20 protein-coding genes are annotated in these 20,654 nt (G+C 70.5%); all 20 read left to right on the top strand.

The annotated features are described in order from the left end of the window. The first annotated feature begins 6 nt into the window (after positions 1 to 6). The 20 genes from ACIPK4_RS34275 to ACIPK4_RS34180 all read left to right on the top strand — a co-directional run bounded on the left by ACIPK4_RS34275 (position 7) and on the right by ACIPK4_RS34180 (position 20,614). Positions 7 to 1,620, top strand: coding sequence for a GMC family oxidoreductase (locus ACIPK4_RS34275; RefSeq protein WP_402320257.1), 1,614 nt, complete (start codon positions 7 to 9; stop codon positions 1,618 to 1,620). Further along, entirely contained in the window at positions 1,613 to 2,224 is a 612-nt protein-coding gene (locus ACIPK4_RS34270) for a DJ-1/PfpI family protein (RefSeq protein WP_376197938.1), read from the top strand. Before ACIPK4_RS34275 ends, ACIPK4_RS34270 begins: the two co-directional genes overlap by 8 nt. A 23-nt stretch (positions 2,225 to 2,247) precedes the next feature. After that, on the top strand, positions 2,248 to 2,670 hold the full coding sequence (locus tag ACIPK4_RS34265; protein ID WP_402320254.1) for a VOC family protein: 423 nt from the start codon (positions 2,248 to 2,250) through the stop codon (positions 2,668 to 2,670). A 1-nt stretch (position 2,671) separates the two neighbouring features. Further along, positions 2,672 to 4,492 carry an AGE family epimerase/isomerase gene (locus ACIPK4_RS34260; RefSeq protein WP_402320252.1) on the top strand — a complete coding sequence of 607 codons (1,821 nt, stop codon included), beginning with the start codon at positions 2,672 to 2,674 and terminating at the stop codon, positions 4,490 to 4,492. A gap of 37 nt (positions 4,493 to 4,529) precedes the next feature. Beyond that, positions 4,530 to 4,913, top strand: coding sequence for an STAS domain-containing protein (locus ACIPK4_RS34255; RefSeq protein WP_376197945.1), 384 nt, complete (start codon positions 4,530 to 4,532; stop codon positions 4,911 to 4,913). Beyond that, positions 4,910 to 7,045, top strand: coding sequence for a glycogen debranching protein GlgX (gene glgX, locus ACIPK4_RS34250; RefSeq protein ID WP_402320248.1), 2,136 nt, complete (start codon positions 4,910 to 4,912; stop codon positions 7,043 to 7,045). Before ACIPK4_RS34255 ends, glgX begins: the two co-directional genes overlap by 4 nt. Before the next feature lie 51 nt (positions 7,046 to 7,096). Continuing rightward, positions 7,097 to 7,408 (top strand): STAS domain-containing protein, encoded by a 312-nt coding sequence (locus ACIPK4_RS34245; protein WP_352215546.1) that lies wholly within the window; start codon positions 7,097 to 7,099, stop codon positions 7,406 to 7,408. Positions 7,409 to 7,413: 5 nt separating this feature from the next. Then, entirely contained in the window at positions 7,414 to 7,878 is a 465-nt protein-coding gene (locus tag ACIPK4_RS34240) for an ATP-binding protein (protein ID WP_402320245.1), read from the top strand. Then, a complete protein-coding gene (locus ACIPK4_RS34235; RefSeq protein ID WP_402320242.1) occupies positions 7,860 to 9,119 on the top strand; it encodes a PP2C family protein-serine/threonine phosphatase in 1,260 nt (419 codons plus the stop codon). The genes ACIPK4_RS34240 and ACIPK4_RS34235 overlap by 19 nt, the downstream gene beginning before the upstream one ends. Continuing rightward, entirely contained in the window at positions 9,120 to 9,863 is a 744-nt protein-coding gene (locus ACIPK4_RS34230; protein WP_402320240.1) for a MinD/ParA family protein, read from the top strand. Between the two features lie 71 nt (positions 9,864 to 9,934). Next, positions 9,935 to 10,675 (top strand): type 1 glutamine amidotransferase domain-containing protein, encoded by a 741-nt coding sequence (locus ACIPK4_RS34225; protein ID WP_402320237.1) that lies wholly within the window; start codon positions 9,935 to 9,937, stop codon positions 10,673 to 10,675. 32 nt (positions 10,676 to 10,707) lie between these two features. Continuing rightward, the gene (locus tag ACIPK4_RS34220) at positions 10,708 to 12,192 is read left to right on the top strand and encodes an aldehyde dehydrogenase family protein (RefSeq protein WP_402320235.1); all 1,485 of its coding nucleotides are present in this window, start codon (positions 10,708 to 10,710) and stop codon (positions 12,190 to 12,192) included. A gap of 48 nt (positions 12,193 to 12,240) precedes the next feature. After that, complete coding sequence (locus ACIPK4_RS34215; protein ID WP_402320232.1) at positions 12,241 to 12,885, top strand: NADPH-dependent F420 reductase; 645 nt, start codon at positions 12,241 to 12,243, stop codon at positions 12,883 to 12,885. Positions 12,886 to 12,887: 2 nt separating this feature from the next. Further along, on the top strand, positions 12,888 to 13,451 hold the full coding sequence (locus ACIPK4_RS34210) for a (2Fe-2S)-binding protein (RefSeq protein ID WP_402320229.1): 564 nt from the start codon (positions 12,888 to 12,890) through the stop codon (positions 13,449 to 13,451). 5 nt (positions 13,452 to 13,456) lie between these two features. Continuing rightward, complete coding sequence (locus tag ACIPK4_RS34205) at positions 13,457 to 15,862, top strand: xanthine dehydrogenase family protein molybdopterin-binding subunit (protein ID WP_402320226.1); 2,406 nt, start codon at positions 13,457 to 13,459, stop codon at positions 15,860 to 15,862. Beyond that, positions 15,859 to 16,683, top strand: coding sequence for an FAD binding domain-containing protein (locus ACIPK4_RS34200; protein WP_402320225.1), 825 nt, complete (start codon positions 15,859 to 15,861; stop codon positions 16,681 to 16,683). Before ACIPK4_RS34205 ends, ACIPK4_RS34200 begins: the two co-directional genes overlap by 4 nt. Before the next feature lie 26 nt (positions 16,684 to 16,709). After that, positions 16,710 to 17,972, top strand: coding sequence for an MFS transporter (locus ACIPK4_RS34195; protein WP_402320222.1), 1,263 nt, complete (start codon positions 16,710 to 16,712; stop codon positions 17,970 to 17,972). Beyond that, entirely contained in the window at positions 17,969 to 19,495 is a 1,527-nt protein-coding gene (locus ACIPK4_RS34190) for an ATP-binding protein (protein ID WP_402320219.1), read from the top strand. Before ACIPK4_RS34195 ends, ACIPK4_RS34190 begins: the two co-directional genes overlap by 4 nt. 15 nt (positions 19,496 to 19,510) lie before the next feature. Beyond that, on the top strand, positions 19,511 to 19,852 hold the full coding sequence (locus ACIPK4_RS34185; protein WP_030656331.1) for a nuclear transport factor 2 family protein: 342 nt from the start codon (positions 19,511 to 19,513) through the stop codon (positions 19,850 to 19,852). A 114-nt stretch (positions 19,853 to 19,966) separates the two neighbouring features. Continuing rightward, complete coding sequence (locus tag ACIPK4_RS34180; RefSeq protein WP_376197979.1) at positions 19,967 to 20,614, top strand: TMEM175 family protein; 648 nt, start codon at positions 19,967 to 19,969, stop codon at positions 20,612 to 20,614. Positions 20,615 to 20,654: the final 40 nt, after the last annotated feature.

Here is a 20,654-nt window from a genome sequence, read left to right as displayed (position 1 = left end):
CGGGACGTGGCGATCGCAGAGAGAGAAGAGTACGACTACGTCATCGTGGGATCCGGCACCGCGGGCAGCGTCCTCGCGAACCGGCTCTCCGCGGACCCGGACGTCTCCGTCCTGGTCCTGGAGGCGGGCGGCAACCGCATCCCGCCCGAGGTGGACGACCCGTCCTCCTGGTACAAGCTGCTCGGCGGGCCCGTCGACTGGGGCTACACCAGCGTCCCGCAGCCCGGGCTCGACGGCCGCCGAACGTACGAACCGCGCGGCAAGGCCCCCGGCGGCAGCAGCAACCTGTACATCATGATGCACATCCGGGGCCACGCCTCGGACTTCGACAACTGGGCCTACCAGGGCGCCGCCGGCTGGGCGTACGAGGACGTCCTGCCGTACTTCGCGCTCCTGGAGGGCCAGGAGGACGCCACCGCCGCCACCACCGGCACCCGCGGACCGCAGCGCATTACCAACGCCGGGCAGCACGGCCCGAACCCGGTCTCCCGCGCCTTCATCGACGCGGCGGTCGAGCTCGGCCACCAGGAGATCGCCGACTTCAACACCGACGGGCCCCGGCGCGGCCTCTTCGGCACCGGCTGGCACCACATCGACGTCGCCGACGGACGCCGCCAGGGCACGCTGGCCGCCTATCTGGAGCCGGCCCTGGACCGCCCCAACCTGACGCTGCGCACCAGCGCGCAGAGCACCCGGCTGCTGTTCGACGGCGACACCTGCACGGGCGTGGAGTACGTGCAGTCGGCGCCGCCGGCCGAGTTCCCCGGCCGGACCGTGCGCGACGGCCACAGCGCGAGCGCCGAGCCGGGGCCGCACTCCGTACGGGCCCGCCGCGAGGTGGTCGTGGCGGCCGGGGCGATCGAGTCCCCGAAGCTGCTGCTGCTCTCGGGCATCGGCAACCCCCAGCAGCTGCGCGAGCACGGCATCGAGACGGTCGCGGCGCTGCCCGGCGTCGGCGAGAACTTCCACAACCACGTCCTGACCGGGCTGATGGCCGAGGTCACCCAGGAGCTCCCGCCCCCGGCGCAGAACCTGTCGGAGAGCGCTCTGTTCCTGTCCTCGCAGCCGGGCCTGCCCGCCCCCGACCTGCAGATCGCCTTCGTCCACGTGCCGTTCGACGTGATCGTCGGCAAGGACCACCCGAACACGGTGAGCATCCTGCCCGGCGTCGTGCGGCCCGTCTCGCGCGGCTGGATCAGGCTCGCCAGCGCCGACCCGCTGGCCCACCCGCTGATCAACCCGAACTACCTGGGCGACCGCTGGGACCTGGAGCGGATGGTGCAGGGCATCAAGCTGGCCCGGGAGATCTTCGCGACCTCGGCCTTCTCGCCCTGGTACAAGCAGGAGCTCCAGCCCGGTCCCGGCTTCGTCTCCGACGAGGACCTGCGGACCTTCGCGAGGCAGAAGTCGGAGAGCTACCACCACCAGGCCGGCTCCTGCCGCATGGGCATCGACGACCTCGCCGTCGTCGACCCCGAGCTGCGGGTGCACGGCGTACGCAACCTGCGCGTCGTCGACGCGAGCGTGATGCCCGCCGTCCCGTCGGGCAACTGCCACACCGCCATCGCGATGATCGCCGAGCGCGCGGCGGACTTCCTGAGGGGGGTGTCCCGTGCCTGACGCCGTGCTGCGCGAGGGTGCGCTGAGCGGGACCCGGATCGCGGTCCTCGTCGAGAGCGACTTCTACGAGCCGGAGATCTTCTACTACCAGCACCGCTTCGCCGAGGAGGGCGCCGAGGTCGACTTCCTGACCCGGTTGTGGGGCAATGACTCCATCACCTTCTCCGGCCACGAGTACCGGGCGCCGTTCACCGCCGACAAGTCCCTGGAGGGGCTGAGCGACGAGGAGCTGCGCCGGTACGCCGCGATCATCGTGCCCTCGGGCATGGTGGCCGACCGGCTGCGCTACACCGAGGACGTGGACGTGCTGGCTCCGGCGACGGAGCTGCTGCGGCGGGCCTTCGAGGAGCCGACGGTCCTGAAGGGGATCATCTGCCACGGCATGTGGCTGGCCTCCTCGATCCCGGACAAGATCCGGGGCCGCAAGGTGGTCTGTCACAACAACCTCATCGGCGACGTCCGCAACATGGGCGCCGAGTACGTCAACGAGGACGTGGTGGTCGACGGCGACCTGGTCACCGGGCGTACCGGAGCCCACCACCACCTCTTCGCACGCCGGATCATCGAGCTGGTCGCGGCGGGGCGGGGCCGGGGGGCCGGCTGATGCCCGGCGCCGGGGAGCGCGCGATGGTCTGGTCGCACGTGGGCCTGAACTGCACGGACCAGAAGACGACCGAGGAGTTCTACACCCGGTACTTCGGCTTCACCCGGGCCCGGGTGGTCGACCTCGGGGAGTCGCAGATCGTGTTCCTGCGCAAGGGGGACGCGTACCTGGAGCTCTTCGCGGCCGGCACCGAGCCGGCCCGTACCGCGCACGACGACGGGCCACAGGCCCCGGGCCGGATGCGCCACCTGGCCTTCCAGACCGACAGCGTGGACGCGTTCCTGGCCGAGCTGGGCGACGCGGCCGAAGTGACCCTGGGGCCGCTGGACTTCGACGACTTCATCTGCGGCTGGCGGACCGTGTGGGTCCGCGATCCCGACGGGGTGATCGTCGAGGTCAGTCAGGGATTCGAGGACGACCGCTCACACGACAAGGACGGTGCATGACATGGCGGACGCCGTGAGCTTCTCCTTCTCCGACACCATCGCGGGCTACGTCGGCCGCTTCGACTCCGGGTCCCGCCTGCTGCGGCTGAAGACCTCGGACGGCCGCGAGTTCGACGTCTCCCTCGCCGGGGACCCGAGCGCCGAGCTGGTCCGCAACCTGGACGAGCCGTACATCGACGCCTCCGGGCACATCGACGAGATGCTCTCGCCGGGCCGGTTCCTCTTCGTCTACGGCGTGCACTACCCGGAGCACGGCGGGCGCTTCGACGCCAAGCGCCTGGTGTTCCTGGGCCGCGGCGCCGAGGACTACCGCTTCGAGGAGCCCAGCTGGTGGGTCAAGCAGATCGAGTCGCTGGCCGACTTCTACAAGCGGGCGCAGTTCGGCGAGGGCCCGGTGGACTTCTCCGAGTACCGCACCGAGATCCGGCTCGGCGGCGACAAGACCGCCAGCCACGTCCAGGAGACCGACACGATCTCCCGGCTGGTCTACGGCATGGCCTCGGCCTACCTGCTGACCGGCAAGGACGAGTACCTGGAGGTCGCCGAGCGCGGCACCGAGTACCTGCGCAAGCACATGCGGGTCGTGGACAGCGAGGAGGACGTGGTCTTCTGGTACCACGGCATCAGCGTCGACGGGGACAGCGAGCGCAAGCTGTTCACCTCGGAGTTCTCCGACGACTACGACGCGATCCCGATGTACGAGCAGATCTACGCGCTGGCCGGCCCGATCCAGACCTACCGCGTCACCGGTGACGTCCGGATCAAGAACGACGCGGACGCCACGATCCGGCTGTTCGACAAGTTCTTCCTGGACCGCGAGCAGGGCGGCTACTACTCGCACATCGACCCGATCCTGTTCAGCGCGGACCACGAGTCCCTCGGCGAGAACGCCGAGCGCAAGAACTGGAACTCGGTCGGCGACCACGCCCCCGCGTACCTGATCAACCTGTACCTGGCGACCGGCGAGCAGAAGTACGCCGATTTCCTCGAGTACACCTTCGACACCATCGCGGACAAGTTCCCGGACTACAAGAACAGCCCCTTCGTCCAGGAGCGCTTCTTCCGCGACTGGTCGCACGACACCGCGCACAGCTGGCAGCAGAACCGCGCGGTGGTCGGGCACAACCTGAAGATCGCCTGGAACCTGATGCGGATGAATTCGCTGAAGCCGAAGCCGGCCTACGAGGAGCTCGCCCGCAAGATCGGCGAGATCATGCCGGCCGTCGGCAGCGACGTGCAGCGCGGCGGCTGGTACGACGTGGTCGAGCGGGTCAAGGAAGGCGACCAGGAGACGTATCGTTTCGCCTGGCACGACCGCAAGGCCTGGTGGCAGCAGGAGCAGGCGATCCTGGCCTACCTCATCCTGAACGGCACGGTCGGCGGCGACGCCTTCCTGCGCGAGGCCCGGCAGGCGCAGGCCTTCTACAACACGTTCTTCCTCGACCACGACGAGGGAGCCGTCTACTTCAACGTGCTCGCCAGCGGTACGCCGTACCTGCTCGGCACGGAGCGGCTCAAGGGCAGCCACTCGATGTCCATGTACCACTCGGCGGAGCTCTGCTACCTGTCCGCCGTCTACAACAACCTGCTCATCAACGGGCGGGAGATGGACTTCCACTTCAAGCCCGACCCGACCAACCTGCCCGACCGCGTGCTGCGCGTCTCGCCCGACCTGCTGCCCGCGGGATCGGTGCAGATCGCGTCCGTCGAGATCGACGAGAAGCCGTACCGGGACTTCGACGCGGACGGTCTGACCGTCAAGCTGCCGGACGTCCAGGGGCGGGTCAAGGTCAAGGTCCGGCTGCGCCCGGTGACTTCATAGCGCTCAACGGGGGGCGCCCCGACTAGAGGGGAAAGCAATGTCTCTGAACGTCAAGGAACGCCGCAACAAGGGCGGTACCGTCCTCGTCGCCACCGGCGAGATCAACAGTGAGACCTCCGGACAGCTGCTGCAGGCCCTGCTGCCGCTGGTCCGCGAGGGCCGGCCGCTGCGCATCGACCTCACGGCCGTCACGTACGTGTCCAGCGCGGGCCTGCGCACCCTGCTCGTCGTCTACCGCGAGGCCCAGCACGCCGGGGTCGCGGTCACCCTGTACGGGGTGAGCGAGGAAGTCCGGTTCGTCATGTCGGCCACCGGCTTCCTCGACTTCTTCGAGACGGGCGAGGCGGCGGCCGCCGAGGCCAAGTCGCGGCCCAGGCAGACGGCGAAGGCCGGCTCCGTCGCCGGCGTGGTCGCACCATGACCGAGGCCCGCTCCGAGCAGGTCCTGCGCGTCGACGCGTACCCGACCCACGAAGTGGGCGGGTACCGCGTCCGCGCCGGCAAACCGTTCCCGTTCGGGGCCAACGTGGTCCCCGGCGGGGTCAGCTTCTCCGTCTACTCCGACCAGGCGACCTCCATGACCCTGGTCATCTTCAAGCGCGGAGAGCCCGAGCCGATGGCCGAGCTGGAATTCCCCGAGGAGTTCCGCACCGGCAGCGTCTTCGCCATGACGGTCTTCGGCCTCGACCACGAGAACATCGAGTACGGGTACCGGGCCGACGGCCCGTACGACCCCGTCACCGGCCACCGCTTCGACGCCCGGCAGGTCCTGTCCGACCCGTACGCCCGGCTGATCGCCGGCCGCGACGTGTGGGGCGTGGAGCCGGACCGCAGCCGCGGCTACCAGTACCGCTCGCGCGTCTGCCTCCAGGACTTCGACTGGGGCGACGACACCCCGCTGCGGCTGCCCGCCGAGGACCTCGTCGTGTACGAGACCCACGTGCGCGGCTTCACCCGGCACCCCTCCTCCGGGGTCACGGCCCCCGGCACGTTCGCGGGGCTGCGGGAGAAGATCCCGTACCTGAAGGAGCTCGGGGTCAACTGCATCGAGCTGCTCCCGGTGTTCGAGTTCGACGAGAGCGACAACATGCGCTCCAACCCGGAGACGGGCGAGCACCTCTACGACTACTGGGGCTACAACACCATCTCGTTCTTCGCGCCCAAGGCCGGCTACGCGGCCACCGGACGCTACGGGATGCAGGGCGACGAGTTCCGCACCCTGATCAAGGACCTGCACGCGGCCGGCATCGAGGTCATCCTCGACGTCGTCTTCAACCACACCGCCGAGGGCAACGAGCAGGGCCCGACGATCTCCTTCAAGGGGCTCGACAACGCCACGTACTACATGCTCACGCCCGAGGGGTACTACTTCAACTTCAGCGGCACGGGCAACACGGTCAACTGCAACCACCCCGTCGTGCGCAACTTCGTGCTCGACTGCCTGCGCCACTGGGTCGCCGATTACCACATCGACGGCTTCCGCTTCGACCTCGCGGCCATCCTCGGCCGGGACCTGGACGGCACTCCGCTGCCCAACCCGCCGCTGCTGGAGATGCTCGCCTACGACCCGGTCCTGAGGCACACCAAGCTCATCGCCGAGGCCTGGGACGCGGGCGGCCTCTACGAGGTCGGCAACTTCCCGGCGTACGGCCGCTGGGCGGAGTGGAACGGGAAGTACCGCGACACCGTGCGCAGCTTCCTCAAGGGCGACCCCGGGGTGACCGGGGACCTGGCCACCCGGATCGCCGGCTCGCCCGACCTGTACTCCACCCGCGGCACCTCCGCCTCGGTCAACTTCCTCACCGCCCACGACGGCTTCACCCTGGCCGACCTCGTCTCGTACAACGACAAGCACAACGAGGCGAACGGCGAGGGCAACAACGACGGGGCCAACGACAACAACAGCTGGAACTGCGGTGCGGAGGGGCCGACCGACGACCCCGAGGTCAACAGGCTGCGCCTGCGGCAGATGAAGAACGCCCTGGCGATCCTGTTCACCAGCCAGGGCATCCCGATGCTGCTCGCCGGCGACGAGGTGGCCCGCACCCAGCAGGGCAACAACAACACCTACTGTCAGGACAACGAACTCTCCTGGTTCGACTGGGACCAGGTCGACGAAAACGCCGAACTGCTCCGGTTCACGCGGGAGATGATCGCTTTCCGCGGGCGCCACCGCGAACTGCGCTCCACCTCCCACCCCACCGGTCAGGTCCGCGAGATCCTCGGCCTGCCGGACATCAGCTGGCACGGGGAGCGGGCCTGGCAGCCCGACTGGTCGGCGGACAGCCGGCTGCTGGCCGTGGCCCGCTGCGGCACCGGTGACGACGACGTGGTGTACGTGGCCATGAACGCGCACTGGGAGGCGCACGACCTGGAGCTGCCCGTGCTGCCGCACGGGCGCAGCTGGCACCTGTTCGCGGACACCGGGGCCGAGGCCCCGCACGACATCCGCACCCCGGGCGGTGAGACCGAGCTGGACAACGCCGGCAAGTACCTGATCGGGCCGCGCTCGGTCGTGATCCTGGTCGGCCGGACGCCCGATCCCGAGCTCTAGGAGCACCTGCCCGACCGAACGCCCCAACCGAACGGCCGAAGGAGACCTCACATGCCGCTTTCCGTGTCCCTGAGCATCGAGGGCGACACCACCGTGATCGAGCTGGCGGGCGAGCTGGACGCCAACACCGCTCCGGACTTCCACCAGACCATCGAGAAGGCCGCCGGGCACGGCACCGGCACGGTCGAGATCAGGATGGCCGGTGTCGGCTACATGGCCAGCGCCGGACTGCGGTCCCTGGTCTTCGCCCAGCAGAAGGTGGCGAACCACGTGACCATCAAGGTGGTCGGCGCGATCGAGCCCGTGTCCCGGACCATCCGGACGGCCGGGCTGGACCGCAGCATCGTGCTCTCCGATGAGTGAATCGCATGAGTGAGATGGTCGAACTGGCGAGGACGCCCGCCGAGCTGGAGGTGCCCGCCACGCTGGGGGCACTGGGCGACATCGCCTCGTTCGTCCTGCGGCTGACCGGCATGGCGGGGCTGGGCAAGGGCCCCTCGTACCGGATCCGGCTGGCCGTGGACGAGCTGGCCACGAACATCGTGATGCACGGGTACCGGGGCGGCAACGGGCGGATCACCGTCCGCGGCCGCTCCGGTCCCGGCCGGGTGCAGATCTCCATAGCGGACTCCGCGCCGGCCTTCGACCCCGTCGAAGGCTGTCTGCCCCCCGCCCCCGGGACTCCACCCGAGCGGCGCAGGGTCGGCGGACTCGGCATCCACCTGGCGCTGACCAGCGTGGACGAATTCAGCTACGTACGCAGGGACGGCCGCAACATCAGCACGCTGACTGTGAACGCCGAGGGGACGGACCCATGCCCTCCACGACCGTGATCATCCTTGACGAGTACCCGCCACCGCCGCTCGAGCTGCTCGACGCGCTGCGGTCGATGGACGCGGAGCTCGTCACCCGCACCCTGAGCGAGCTGCGGAGCGGCCCGCTGGACGGGCTGCCCGTCGCGGACGTACTGCTCGTCCCGGCCGAGGCCGACGGCGAGTCGGTGCGCCTCGCGGTGCGGCGGCTGCGCCGCTGGGCCGGGGCACCCATCGTGGTCGTCTGGACGGTGACGGAGTTCGCCGCGCTGGAGGCGCACGTCCGGCTCGGCCACGACTACCTCGTACCGCCCTTCCTGCCCACCCTCGTCGGGGCCCGGCTGCACAGCTGCTCGGAGCGCGCCGGACTCGGCCGCAACCTGCGCGAAGCCGATGCCCGCGCCGAACTCATGGGCTATGAAAAGGAGTTGGAGATCGGCCGGGAGATCCAGGCGGGCTTCCTGCCCGAATCGCTGCCGGTCCCCGAAGGCTGGGAGATCGACGTCCGGTTCCGGCCCGCCCGGCAGGTCGCCGGGGACTTCTACGACGTCTTCGAGATCTCCCGCGGGCGCCGCATCGCCTTCGTCGTCGCCGACGTCTGCGACAAGGGGGTCGGCGCCGCGCTGTTCATGGCGCTGATCCGCTCGCTGCTGCGGCACACCGCGGAGAACAGCGGGCTCCAGCACCTGGTGGCCGCCGGACGGGCGGGCGGCAGCCGGCGGATCCCGGTGGTGGGCGCGACACCGCTGCTGAACGCGGTCACCGCCACCAACGGCTACCTGACCCGCAACCACCTGAGGCAGGGCTACTTCGCCACCCTCTTCTTCGGCGTGCTCGACCCGCTGACCGGCAGCGTCGTGTACATCAACGGGGGCCACAACGCACCGCTGCTGCTGCGCGCCGACGGCGGCGACCCGCTCGCCCTGGAGGTCACCGGACCCGCCGTCGGGGTGCTGCCGGACTGCGTCTACACCCTCGGCTACGCCCAGCTGGACCCCGGCGACACCCTGTTCGTGTTCACCGACGGAGTTCCGGAGGCCCGCTGCCCCAGCGGCAGCTTCCTGGGTGACGAACGGATGCTGGAGCTGCTCGCCGGCCCCCCGGCGAGCGGCAGGGAGGTGGTCGACCGGATGGACACCGCCGTACGGGAGCACACCGGCACAGCCGAACAGCACGACGACGTCACCATGCTGGCCCTGCACCGGCCACGCGCGGCGCGGGGGCCGCACGCGGACGGTGCCGGGCACCGGGTGGTGGCCTAGATGACCCGGACCATCGTGGTGCACTCGCACCGCGGGGGCACCGGGAAGTCCTCGGTACTGGCGAACCTGGCCCTGCTCATCGCGGGCGGGGGACGCCGGGTGGGGGTGGTCGACACGGACATCCAGTCGCCCACCCTGGACCTGCTCTTCCGGCTCGGCCCGGGTCCCTCCCTGGCCGACTACCTGCTCGGACGCTGCGAGATCGAGGCCACGGCCCAGCAGGTCGGCGTGCCCGGGCTGTACGTCGTACCGGCCCGGACCGGGACGGCGGCCCTGCGCGAGCTCATGACGAGCGGCTACGACGTGGGGCTGCTGCCGGAGGGCTTCGACCGGCTGGCCGGGCACCACGCGCTCGACGTGCTGCTGCTCGACACCCACGCCGGGCTGAACAACGAGTCGGTGACCGCCATGGCGAGCGCCGACGTGCTGATGATCCTGGCCCGGGCCGACCGCATCGACCTGTCCGGAGTCGAGGAGACCATCGCCCTGGCCGGAAGGCTGGCCTGCCGGCGGGCCCTGGTCATGAGCATGGCCCCCGAGGGCGTCGACGGCGAGCACCTGCGCCGCCGAGCGGAGGAGGTGTACGGCGCCCCCCTGGCCGGAATCCTTCCTTATGTGCCGGAAATGGCCGCCCTGTACGGCGAGCGCATATTCGCCGAAGCGCATCCCGACCATCCCCTGGTCGGTGAATTCCGCACCATCATCTCGGCGTTGGACGCACCTCACGAAGTATCGCGCGCCTGACGCTCCCCCCCTTACGCCCCCTGCGGGGGGCGTGTTGAATCGGCAGCGATTCCAGAACAAGGAGAACAGTCATGAAGATTCTCGTCGTCATGACGGCCAAGGCAACGCTCCATCTGTTGGACGGCGAACAGCATCCCTCGGGTTTCTGGGCCGAGGAATTCGTCGTTCCCTACACCCTCTTCAAGGCCGCAGGCCACACCGTGGACGTGGCGACGATCGGGGGCCGGGCCCCCACGGTCGACCAGACCAGCATCGACCCCCAGTTCCTCCAGTGGGTCCGCCCCCAGGGCTCGCCGGACGAGGACGCGGCCAACGCCGCCGAGTACGTGAGAGTCATCGAGAACACCCCCCAGCTCCGCACCCCCATCGCCCTGGAGTCCCTGGGTGAGAAGGACATCGCCGAGTACGACGGCATCTACGTCAGCGGCGGCCACGGCGCGATCGGAGACCTGCCCCACTCCGCCGAACTCGCGCAGGTCCTGCGCTGGGCCATCGCCCAGGACAAGCCGCTCGCCACCGTCTGCCACGGCCACACCGCGCTGCTCGCACTGCGCGACGGCGAAGGCCGCTGGCCGTTCGAGGGCTACCGGATGACGGCCTTCTCGCACAGCGAGGAGATGGTCACCAACATGGCGGGCCGGCTCCCGCTGATCCTCGAGGCCGAGCTCACCCGGCTCGGCGCCCGCTACGAGAAGGCCGAGAAGATCTGGGACTCCCACGTGGTCGTCGACCGCAGGCTCACCACCGGCCAGAACCCGTACTCCTCCAAGGCCCTTGCCGAGACGTTCCTGACGCAGCTCGCCAAGGGCTAGAACGCCCCCGCATCCGACACCGGAAGGCAGCCATGACCAAGCGCGCGCTCAGCGACCAGCCCTTGGCCAACCCCGGGAAGCTGTTCATCGGCGGCACATGGGTTCCGGCCCAGGACGGCCGTACCGAGCCGGACATCAGCCCCGTGGACGGACAGGAGATCGTACCGGTGGCACAGGCCACCGCCGCCGACGCGGACGCGGCCGTCGCCGCCGCCCGCCAGGCGTACGAGGAAGGTCCCTGGAGCAGACTCTCCGCCCAGGAGCGCGCGCTGAGGCTGAACCGGGTCGGTGAGCTCATCGAGCGCGACCTGGAGGAGATAGCCCTGCTGGAGACGGTGGACATGGGCAAGCCGTTCGCCTTCTCCAGCACGGTCGACGCCCCCATGGCCGCCCAGCTCATGCACTACTACGCCGGCGCCGTGACCCGGGTCGACGGCTCCTCGCGGGCCCCGGCCGGCGGGCAGCTCGCGTACACCCTGCGCGAGCCGCTGGGCGTGGTCTGCGCGATCACCCCGTTCAACTTCCCGCTGCTGCTGTCGATGACGAAGATCGCACCGGCGCTGGCGGCGGGCAACACGGTCGTCCACAAGCCCTCCCCGGCCACCCCGCTCACCGCGCTGAAGATCGCCGAACTCTTCCAGGAGGCGGAGATCCCCGACGGCGTGCTGAACGTGATCACCGGACCCGGCGTGGAACTCGGCGAGACCCTGACCGACCACCCGGGCATCGACAAGATCGCCTTCACCGGCTCCACCGCGGTCGGCCAGTCGATCATCCGCAAGTCGGCGGGCACCCTGAAGAAGGTGACGATGGAGCTCGGCGGCAAGTCCGCCAACATCGTCTTCGCCGACGCCGACCTGGACGCCGCCGAGGAACTCGCCTTCTTCGGCATCTACTACAACAAGGGCGAGATCTGCACCGCCGGCTCCCGGCTGCTGCTCCAGCGCCCGATCCACGACGAACTCGTCGAACGCCTGGTCCGGCGGGCCGCCGCCCTGAAGCCCGGCGACCCTCGCGACCCCGAGACCCTGTTCGGTCCGCTGGCCCACCGCGGGCAGTTCGACAAGGTGAGCTCGTACATCGAGATCGGCGAGAAGGAAGGCGCGGTCCTGCGCACCGGCGGCACCGGCTGGACCCCGGACGGGGCCTCCAGCCAGGGCCTGTACTTCCTGCCGACCGTCTTCACCGGCGTCGACAACGGCATGCGGATCGCCCAGGAGGAGATCTTCGGTCCGGTGCTGTCGATCATCCCCTTCGACACCGAGGACGACGCGATCCGGATCGCCAACGACAGCGCGTACGGGCTCGCCGCCGGAGTCCACACCAAGGACCTGAGGCGCGCCCACCGGGTGGCCTCCCAGATCAAGGCCGGCACGGTCTGGGTGAATTGCTACAACCAGTACGACCCCTCCGTGCCGTACGGCGGCTACAAGGCCTCCGGATACGGCCGCGAGTGCGGACCGGAATCCCTGGAGAGCTACACCCAGACCAAGTCGGTCTGGATCGGCATGGACTGAGTGCCCGTACGGGCTGACCGACCGGGCACCGACGGAGTAGGAGCGGCAATGCGCACAGGCATCATCGGCACCGGGCGGATCGGTTCCACCCTCGCGCGGATCCTGGTGGCGGCCGGGCACGAGGTCGTGCTGGCCAATGCCCGCGGACCGCAGTCGATCGGCCCCTTATTGGCCGAACTGGGCCCGGCGGCCTCGGCGGCGTACCCCGCCGAGGTCGCCGACCGGGCCGACCTGCTGGTGCTGATGGTGCCGCACGCGAGCGTCCGGGGACTCCTGGCGCCCGCGTCCGTGGAGGGCAAGGTGCTGGTGGACGCCACCAACACGTTCAGCGGCGCGGGCGCACCGCCGGACCCGGACGGGCGCACCTCCAGCGAACTGGTCGCCGACTGGTACCCCGGCGCCCGGCTTGTGAAATCCCTGAACACCATGCATTTCGAGACTCTCGCCGTTGCCGGACGCGCCTCCGTGACGAAGTCCAGGGGGAGCGCCGCGGGGGGCGAACGCCTTGCCCATTTCACGGCGGGTGACGACGAGAAGGCGAAGGAAATCGTCGCGGGAATCATCTCGGATTTGGGATTCGCCCCCGTCGACACCGGCTCGCTGCACGCCGGAGGAATTCTCCAGCAGCCCGGCGGGCCCCTTTACAACCGGCCGCTCACGGAAGCGCAGGCGCTGGCATGGATATCTCACTGAACGTGAACGGAAGACCCGAGCAGTTCTCGGCCGAGCCGAACGAACTGCTGGTGGAACGGCTCCGCGACGGCCTCGGGCTGACCGGCACCAAGGTCGGCTGCGACACCGGCCAGTGCGGCACCTGCGTCGTCCAGCTCGACGGCCGCTCGGTCAAGAGCTGCCTGATCCTCACCGCGTCGGCCGCCGGCTCCCGGGTGACCACCATCGAAGGTGTCACCACGCGCGGCGGCGAACTCACCGGCCTCCAGGAGGCCCTGCGCCAGGAGCACGGAACCCAGTGCGGGTTCTGCACCCCCGGCATGGTGATGGCCCTCGGTGAACTCGTCGAGACTGCGCTCAACGACAACGCCGCGGACCGCGAGGCGCCGACCGAGCCCGAGATCCGCGAGTGGCTCACCGGCAACCTGTGCCGCTGCACCGGCTACCACAGCGTCGTACGGGGCGTGCAGCGCGCCTGCTCCGCCGCCCGGGCCGAGCTGCCCGAGGAGACCGGCGAGGGCGCAGCCACCGTCTCGGCGTCCGCCCGGTCCACCGCGTCGGCCTCCGCGTCCGGCAAGGAGGTGTGAGGGAGATGACCGCAGTGACGGGGGAGGTTCCCCTCCAGGGACCGGGCCTGCTCGGTCAGCCGCTGGACAGCCGCGAGGATCCGCAGCTGCTGCGCGGCGAGGCCACGTACGTGGCCGACATCGACCTCCCGGGCACCGCCCACATGGCGATCCTCGGCAGCCCGGTGGCCCACGCGAAGATCCTCTCCATCGAGACCAAGGCCGCCGAGCAGATGCCCGGTGTACTGAAGGTGGCCACCGCGGCGGACTTCACCGACGTGATGCCGCTGCCGTGCATCTGGATCCCCGGCGGTGTCGAGAGTCACTTCCCGCCGCACCCCTACGGGCTCCCCGGCGCCCGCCCGGTCCTGACCGGCGACACCGTCCGGCACGTCGGCGACCCGATCGCCGTGGTCGTCGCCGAGACCCCGCGCCAGGCCGCCGCCGCGCTGGCCGCCATCGCCGTCGAGTACGAACCGCTGCCCGTGGTCACCCGGGCCGACGCGGCACTCGCCGAGGGCGCGCCCCAGCTGCACGAGGCCGTACCGGGCAACCTGAACGCGTACTGGACCTGTGGCGACAAGGACCGCACCGAGGCGGCCCTCGCCGAGGCCGAGGTCAAGGTGGAGCTGGACCTCGTCAACCAGCGCACGATCAACAGCCCGATCGAGCCGCGCGGCGCGGTCGGCGACTACAACGCCGCCACCGACGAGTACACGCTGTACGCCTCCACCCAGGGCCCGCACAACCACCGGTTCCTGCTCGCCGCGCTGGTCCTCGGCATCCCCTTCAACAAACTGCGGGTGATCGCCCCGACCGTCGGCGGCAGCTTCGGCACCAAGGGGTACCTCTACCCCGACATGGCGCTGGTCCTGCTGCTCTCCAAGGCGCTGCGCCGGCCCGTGAAATGGGTGGACACCCGCACCGGGCTGATGAACTCCACCGTCCAGGGCCGCGACCACCGCCAGCACGTGGTGCTCGCCGGCACCCGCGACGGCCGGATCACCGGCCTGTGGGCCACCAGCTACGCCAACCTTGGCGCCTACCCCTCCACCATCGGCCCCGGTGTCGCCACCGCCCTGATGGGCCGCTCCATCAGCGGCATGTACGACATCCCGGCCGCGTTCTGCGAGGTGTACGCCGCCTTCACCAACACCGTCTCGCTCGGCGCCCAGCGCGGCAGCGGGCGAGCCGAGGCGGCCTTCCTGATGGAGCGGCTCGTCGACCGGTACGCCTCCGAGATCGGCATGGACCCGGCGGCCGTCCGGCGCAAGAACCTGGTGCCGAAGGAGAAGTTCCCGTACGACAACGGCCTCGGCTGGACGTACGACTCCGGGGACTACCAGCTGAACTTCGACAAGGCGATGGAGCTGTCGGGCTACGCCGACATGCCCGCCCGCAAGGCCGAGGCCCGCACCCGCGGCAAACGGCTGGGCGTGGGCCTGGCCACCTACGTGGCCATCTGCGGCGTCGGCCCCTCCACCCGGATGTCCCAGGAGGGCATGCTCGGCGGCACCTGGGAGAGCGCGAACATCCGCGTCCACCCGACCGGCGAAGTCACCGTCACCGTCGGCTCCGCCTCCACCGGACAGAGCCACCACACGGTCTTCGCGCAGGTCGCCGCCGACGAGCTCGGCATCGACCCGGCCACCGTCCAGGTGTACGAGGGGGACACGCTCAAGGCCCCGTACGGGCAGGGCACGTACGGCTCGCGCTCCTACAGCATGGCCGCGCCCGCCGTCGCCCTGACCGCCCGCAAGATCAAGGCCAAGCTGGTCAAGGCCGCGGCCGTGTTCCTCGGCATACCCGAGGACAAGGTCGTCTACGAGGGCGGGGCCGTCCACGAAGAGGGCAACCCGGAGAACACCAAGACGTTCGCCGAGCTGGCGATGTCCATGTGGTACGGCTGGGGGCTGCCCCACGAGATCGAGCCCGCCCTCGACGAGACCACCCACTTCGACCCGCCGGACTTCAACTACCCCTTCGGCACGCACGTCGCGGTCGTCGAGGTCGACGAACTCACCGGCGAGACCGAGGTGGTGGCGTACACCGCCGTGGACGACGCCGGCAACATCGGCAACCCGAAGATCGTCCTCGGGCAGATCGAGGGCAGCATCACGCACGGCCTCGGCCAGGCGCTGATGGAGGCCGCCGTATACGACGAACAGGGCCTGCTCATCAGCTCCGACCTGACCACGTACGCCCTGCCGCGCGCCGCGGACGTGCCGTTCTTCACCCTCGGCAAGACCACCACGCCCACCCCGCACAACCCGCTGGGCGCCAAGGGAGCCGGCGAGATCGCCACCGTGCCGCCCGCCGCGGCCGTCGTCAACGCAGTCGTCGACGCCCTGTCCGACCTGGGCGTACAGCACATCGACATGCCGCTCACCCCCGAGAAGGTCTGGCGCCGCCTGAGAGGGGAAGCCCAGTGATCCTCACCGAGTTCGACTACGTCCGGCCCGTCGGCCTCGAAGAGGCGCTGGCCCTGCTCTCCGGCACCCGGGGCGCCCGGGTGCTGGCCGGCGGCCAGAGCCTGCTGCCCGGGCTGCGCACCGGGGCGACCGCCGCACGGCTGCTCGTCGACGTACGGCACCTGGAGGAGCTCCGCGGCATCGAGTCGACGCCCGACGGGCTCCGGATCGGGGCGCTGACCACGCTCGCCGAGCTCGCCGCCCATCCGGCCGTCCGGGCCGAGGCCCCGGAACTGGCGGCCGCCGCCCGGGCCAACGGGGACCCCCAGGTCCGCAACCTCGGCACCGCCGGCGGGAACCTCGCCGCCGACGGGCGCGCCACCGACCTGCCGGTCGCGGCGATCGCCGCCGACGCCCGCATCGAACTGGCCGGACCCGGCGGCCGGTCGACCCTGACCGCAGAGGAGTTCGCCGCCTCCGCCGTGCCCGCCGGGGCCCTGGTCACCGCACTGCTGGTGCCCGCCGCCGGGCCGGGCGCCGCCTTCGAGAAGTCCGCGGACCGGGCCACGCGCTACCCGGTCTGCGCCACCGCCGTACGGATCACCCCCGACGGGCCGCGCATCGCGGTCACCGGGGCCACCGCCCGCCCGCTGCGGCTTCGCGGCGTGGAGGACCGGCTGCGCGGGGGCCCGTACACGACGGAGGCCGTGCTCGCGGCCTTCCGCGCCGAGCCCAGGGAGCTGTTCGTCCCCGGGCGCGGCACCTCGGCCGAATACCTCGGCCATCTCGCGGGGGTGCTCGCCGCCCGCGCGCTGCAGAGGGCAGAGCAGGCCCTCGCCTGACAGCCCACCACGGGGGAGTTGACGCAGTGGCCGAATTGTCCAGGACGACCACGGGGAAACCGGTGCAGCCGGCCGCCCAGGCGGCCGCGGCGCCCAGAGGCTCCGGCTTCTGGGTGGTCGGGGCGGTCCTCGTCCTGCTGATGCTCTCCTCCTCGGTGCCCTCCGCCCTCTACGTGCTCTACCAGGAGAGATGGGGCCTGTCCTCCGGCATGATCACGGTGGTCTTCGCCCTGTACGCCGTCACCGTGCTCATCGGGCTCCTGCTGTTCGGGTCCCTGTCGGACACCCTGGGCCGGCGTCCTGTGCTCGGCGTCGGCCTGGTCCTGGCGATCATCTCCATGGGGATGTTCGCCGCGGCGCAGGGGCTCGGGCTGCTGCTCGCCGCCCGCGCCGTCCAGGGGCTGGCGGTGGGCCTGGCCACCGGGGCGATGGGCGCCGCCCTCCTCGAACTGGCCCCGCGTTCACGGCCGGCGCTCGGCGCGCAGGTCAACAGCGCGGGGCCGACGGTGGGCATCGGGCTCGGCGGGATCGGGGCCGGGCTGCTCGTCCAGTACGCGCCCGCCCCGACCGTGCTCAGCTACCTGCTGCTGGTCGCCGCCTTCGCGGTCACGCTGGTGGGGGTGGTCCGGATGCGTGAGAGCGCTCCCGGCGCCCGCTCCGGCGGGCGGCTGCGGATCTCGGCGCGCCGGATCCACGTCCCGGCCGCCGTGCGGGGCCGGTTCGCGATCCTCGTCCTGACGATCGTCGCGGTCTGGTCCGTCGGCGGCTTCTACCTCTCGCTCGGGCCGCACCTGGCCCTGTCCCTGCTCCAGAGCACCAACTATCTGGTCGGCGGGGCCACCGTCGCCCTGCTCGCGGGCGCCGCCACCGCCGCGCAGCTGCTGCTGGGCCGCACCGAGGCCCTGCGCACCGCCGTCCTGGGCCTCTGCGGGCTGCTGGCCGGGCTCGCCCTGGTCCTGCTCGCGCTGGGCTTCGGGTCGGCGACCGTGTTCCTCGTGGCCACGGCCGTCCTCGGCGCCGGCTGGGGCGCGGCGTTCCTCGGCTCCTTCCGGGCGCTGAGCGCGCTGGCCGATCCGGCGCACCGCGGTGAACTGACCGCCGCCGTCTACGTCTTCGCCTACCTCGCGATGAGCGTGCCGGCGGTGCTCGCCGGAATGCTCACCAACATCCACGGCCTGCACCGCACCTCCGTCGGCTTCATGGCCGCCGTCGCCGGGGTGTGCGCGCTGGCCCTGTTCGTCACGCTGCGGCTGGCCGCCCGCACCCGGGCCGAAGGGAGCACGACATGAAGGCTGCCGACATGGACGCCGCCGAGCTGCGGTCGGCCCTGCTCGGGCTGGAGATCTTCGCCGGGCTCACCGCGGACCAGCTGGACTGGCTGGTGTCCGTCTCCGAGCCCCGGGTCCTCGCCGACGGGGAGGTCCTGTTCCGTGACGGCGAGGAGGCCACCGGCTTCCACGTGCTGCTCGAGGGCGGCCTGGTCGTCACCAAGGTCGTCGACGGCCGGGAGGAGGTGCTGACCCGGCACTCCACCGAGGAGGGGAGCGCCGCCGCCGAGGAGCACGACGGCAAACCCTCCGCCGCGCACCGCTTCACCGGCGAGCTGCCGCTGCTGACGGACGGGGCGTACGTGGCCACCGCCGCCGCGAGCGGGCCGGCCACGACCGTCGTCGCGTACCCGAAGCCGGTGTTCTTCGAGATGCTGACCCGCTGCCACGGGGTGGCGGCCGTGCTGATCCCGGTGCTGGCCTGGCGGATCAAGTCCTCCGAGGTGCAGGCCCGCAAACGGGCCACCGTCGAGGCGCTCGGCACCCTGGCCGCCGGCCTGGCGCACGAGCTGAACAACCCGGCGGCCGCGGTCGCCCGGGCCGCCCAGGAGCTGGCACCGGCCCTGGAGGGGCTGACCCGGACCGCCCAGGCCTGGGGCGCCGCCGCGACGGGCGCGGAGCGCTCCGTGTTCGACCGGCTGGCCGAGGAGCTCGACAAGCTGCCGCCGCCGGTCACCACCGACCCGCTCGCCCAGGCCGACGCCGAGGAGGAGATCACCGACTGGGCCGAGGAGGCGGGCACCGAACGGCCCGGGCTGCTCGGCTCGGGGATCTCCGACCTCGGGCTGGAACTGGGCTGGCTGCTGGAGCGGCTGGAGGGGATCGGCGAGCCGGCCCTGCCCTCGGCCCTCGATCACCTGGCGGCCCTGCTGGAGATCCGCTCGCTCGCCGCGGAGCTGCGTGCGGCGGGTCCGAGGATCTCCCAACTGGTCGCCGCCACCCGGGATTACGCCAATCTCGACCGGGCGCCCGAACAGCGCTTCGCGGTGGCCGACGGGATCGAGAACACGCTGGTCGTGCTGCGTTCCAAGCTCGCCGGCATCACCATCGTGCGTGAGTACGAGCCCGGCCTGCCCGAACTGACGGGCTATCCGAGTGAGTTGAACCAGGTGTGGACCAACCTGGTCGACAACGCGGCCGAGGCCATGGAAGGCGCCGGCACGCTGACCCTGCGGGTCCGCGCGGAAGGGGTCTGCCTGGTCGTCGAGATCGCCGACACCGGGCGGGGCATCCCCGAGGACTCCCTGCCGCGGATCTTCGAACCCTTCTACACGACCAAGGACGTGGGGAAGGGCACGGGCCTCGGGCTGCACCTCAGCTACCGCATCGTGACCCAGCGCCACAACGGCTCGATCACGGCCCGCTCCCGTCCCGGCGAGACCCGGATGGTCGTCCGGCTGCCGCTCACCGGGGCGGCCGCCTGCGCAGAAACACCTGATGAACCCACCTCCACCCGCTCCACCACCCGCCCCACCACCCGTTGAGAGAATGGAGTCGACATGGCCAAGTACGACATCTCCAAGCTGCACCCGGTGTTCGTCCGCCAGATGGAGGCGCTGGCGGCCCTGGACATCGAGGCGGTGATGAAGAACTACACCGACGACGCCGTGCTGCTGCGCTTCGAGGGCGTCTCGGTCGGGATCGAGGCCGTGCGGGAGACGTTCACGGGCTACCTGACGGTGAAGCCGACCCTCGTGGAGCTCCAGGAGTACATCGAGACCGAGGACACGATCTTCTACCGCGCGATCATGAACCTGAACGGCGAACCGGAGCACGCGTTCGGGACACTCGTGGTCCGCGATGGCCGGATCTGGCGCCAGACCGCCGGTTTCGGCGGCTGACCAACGATATCTGGGTAGCGTGTGCGGGGAGGGCGAAGGCAGCGCCCTCCCCGCTCGTGCAAGCCGTCCACGGAGATCGGGGCGGATGCCGGCGAAAATGGCAAAGGGGAGGTCATGGAACGCGAAACCGGACGTGTCGAGGCATTCAGTGACGGGGTATTCGCCATCGTCATCACGATTCTGGTTCTGGAACTGAAGGTTCCGAAAGAAACGGGATCGGACTTCTGGCACGGCGTGTGGGAACAGTGGCCGCATTACGCCGCATACGTGGTGAGCTTCCTCATCATCGGCGTGATGTGGGTGAACCACCACACCATCTTCAGTCACCTGAAGCGGGTGGACCGGCAGCTGTTGTTCCTGAATCTCCTGGTGCTGATGGTGGTATCGGTGATTCCCTACACCACCACCGTGCTCGCCGAGCACCTCGTCGAGGAAGGCGGCTCCGCCAACGCCGCGGCGATCCTCTACAGTTCGGTCACCGTCGCCTACGCGCTCGCGTTCCTGGCCTTCTGGTGGTACGTCACCCGGGTCGGCCACCTCTTCCACGAACGGGTGGACAAAGAGGGTGCCCGGGCCACCCGCGTCCGCTTCGGCCTCGGCGCCGTGGCGTACCCCTTGACCGTTCTCCTGTCCTTCTTCTCCGCACCGCTCACTCTCGTCGCACACTTCCTGATCGCGCTCTACTACGCGGCGAACCAGATCCCGATCCCCCTCGTGGTAGAGGAAGAGCGGCTCGAATCTGCGAGCGACCTCAGGAAGTAGCCGCCGGGGCCTACGGCCGTTCTGTACGGTCAAGTAGGGT

Origin of the sequence: Streptomyces sp. NPDC086989 (assembly GCF_044745505.1) — a bacterium.
Classification (GTDB): Bacteria; Actinomycetota; Actinomycetes; order Streptomycetales; family Streptomycetaceae; genus Streptomyces.
This window is presented reverse-complemented; position numbering and strand designations above follow the sequence as displayed.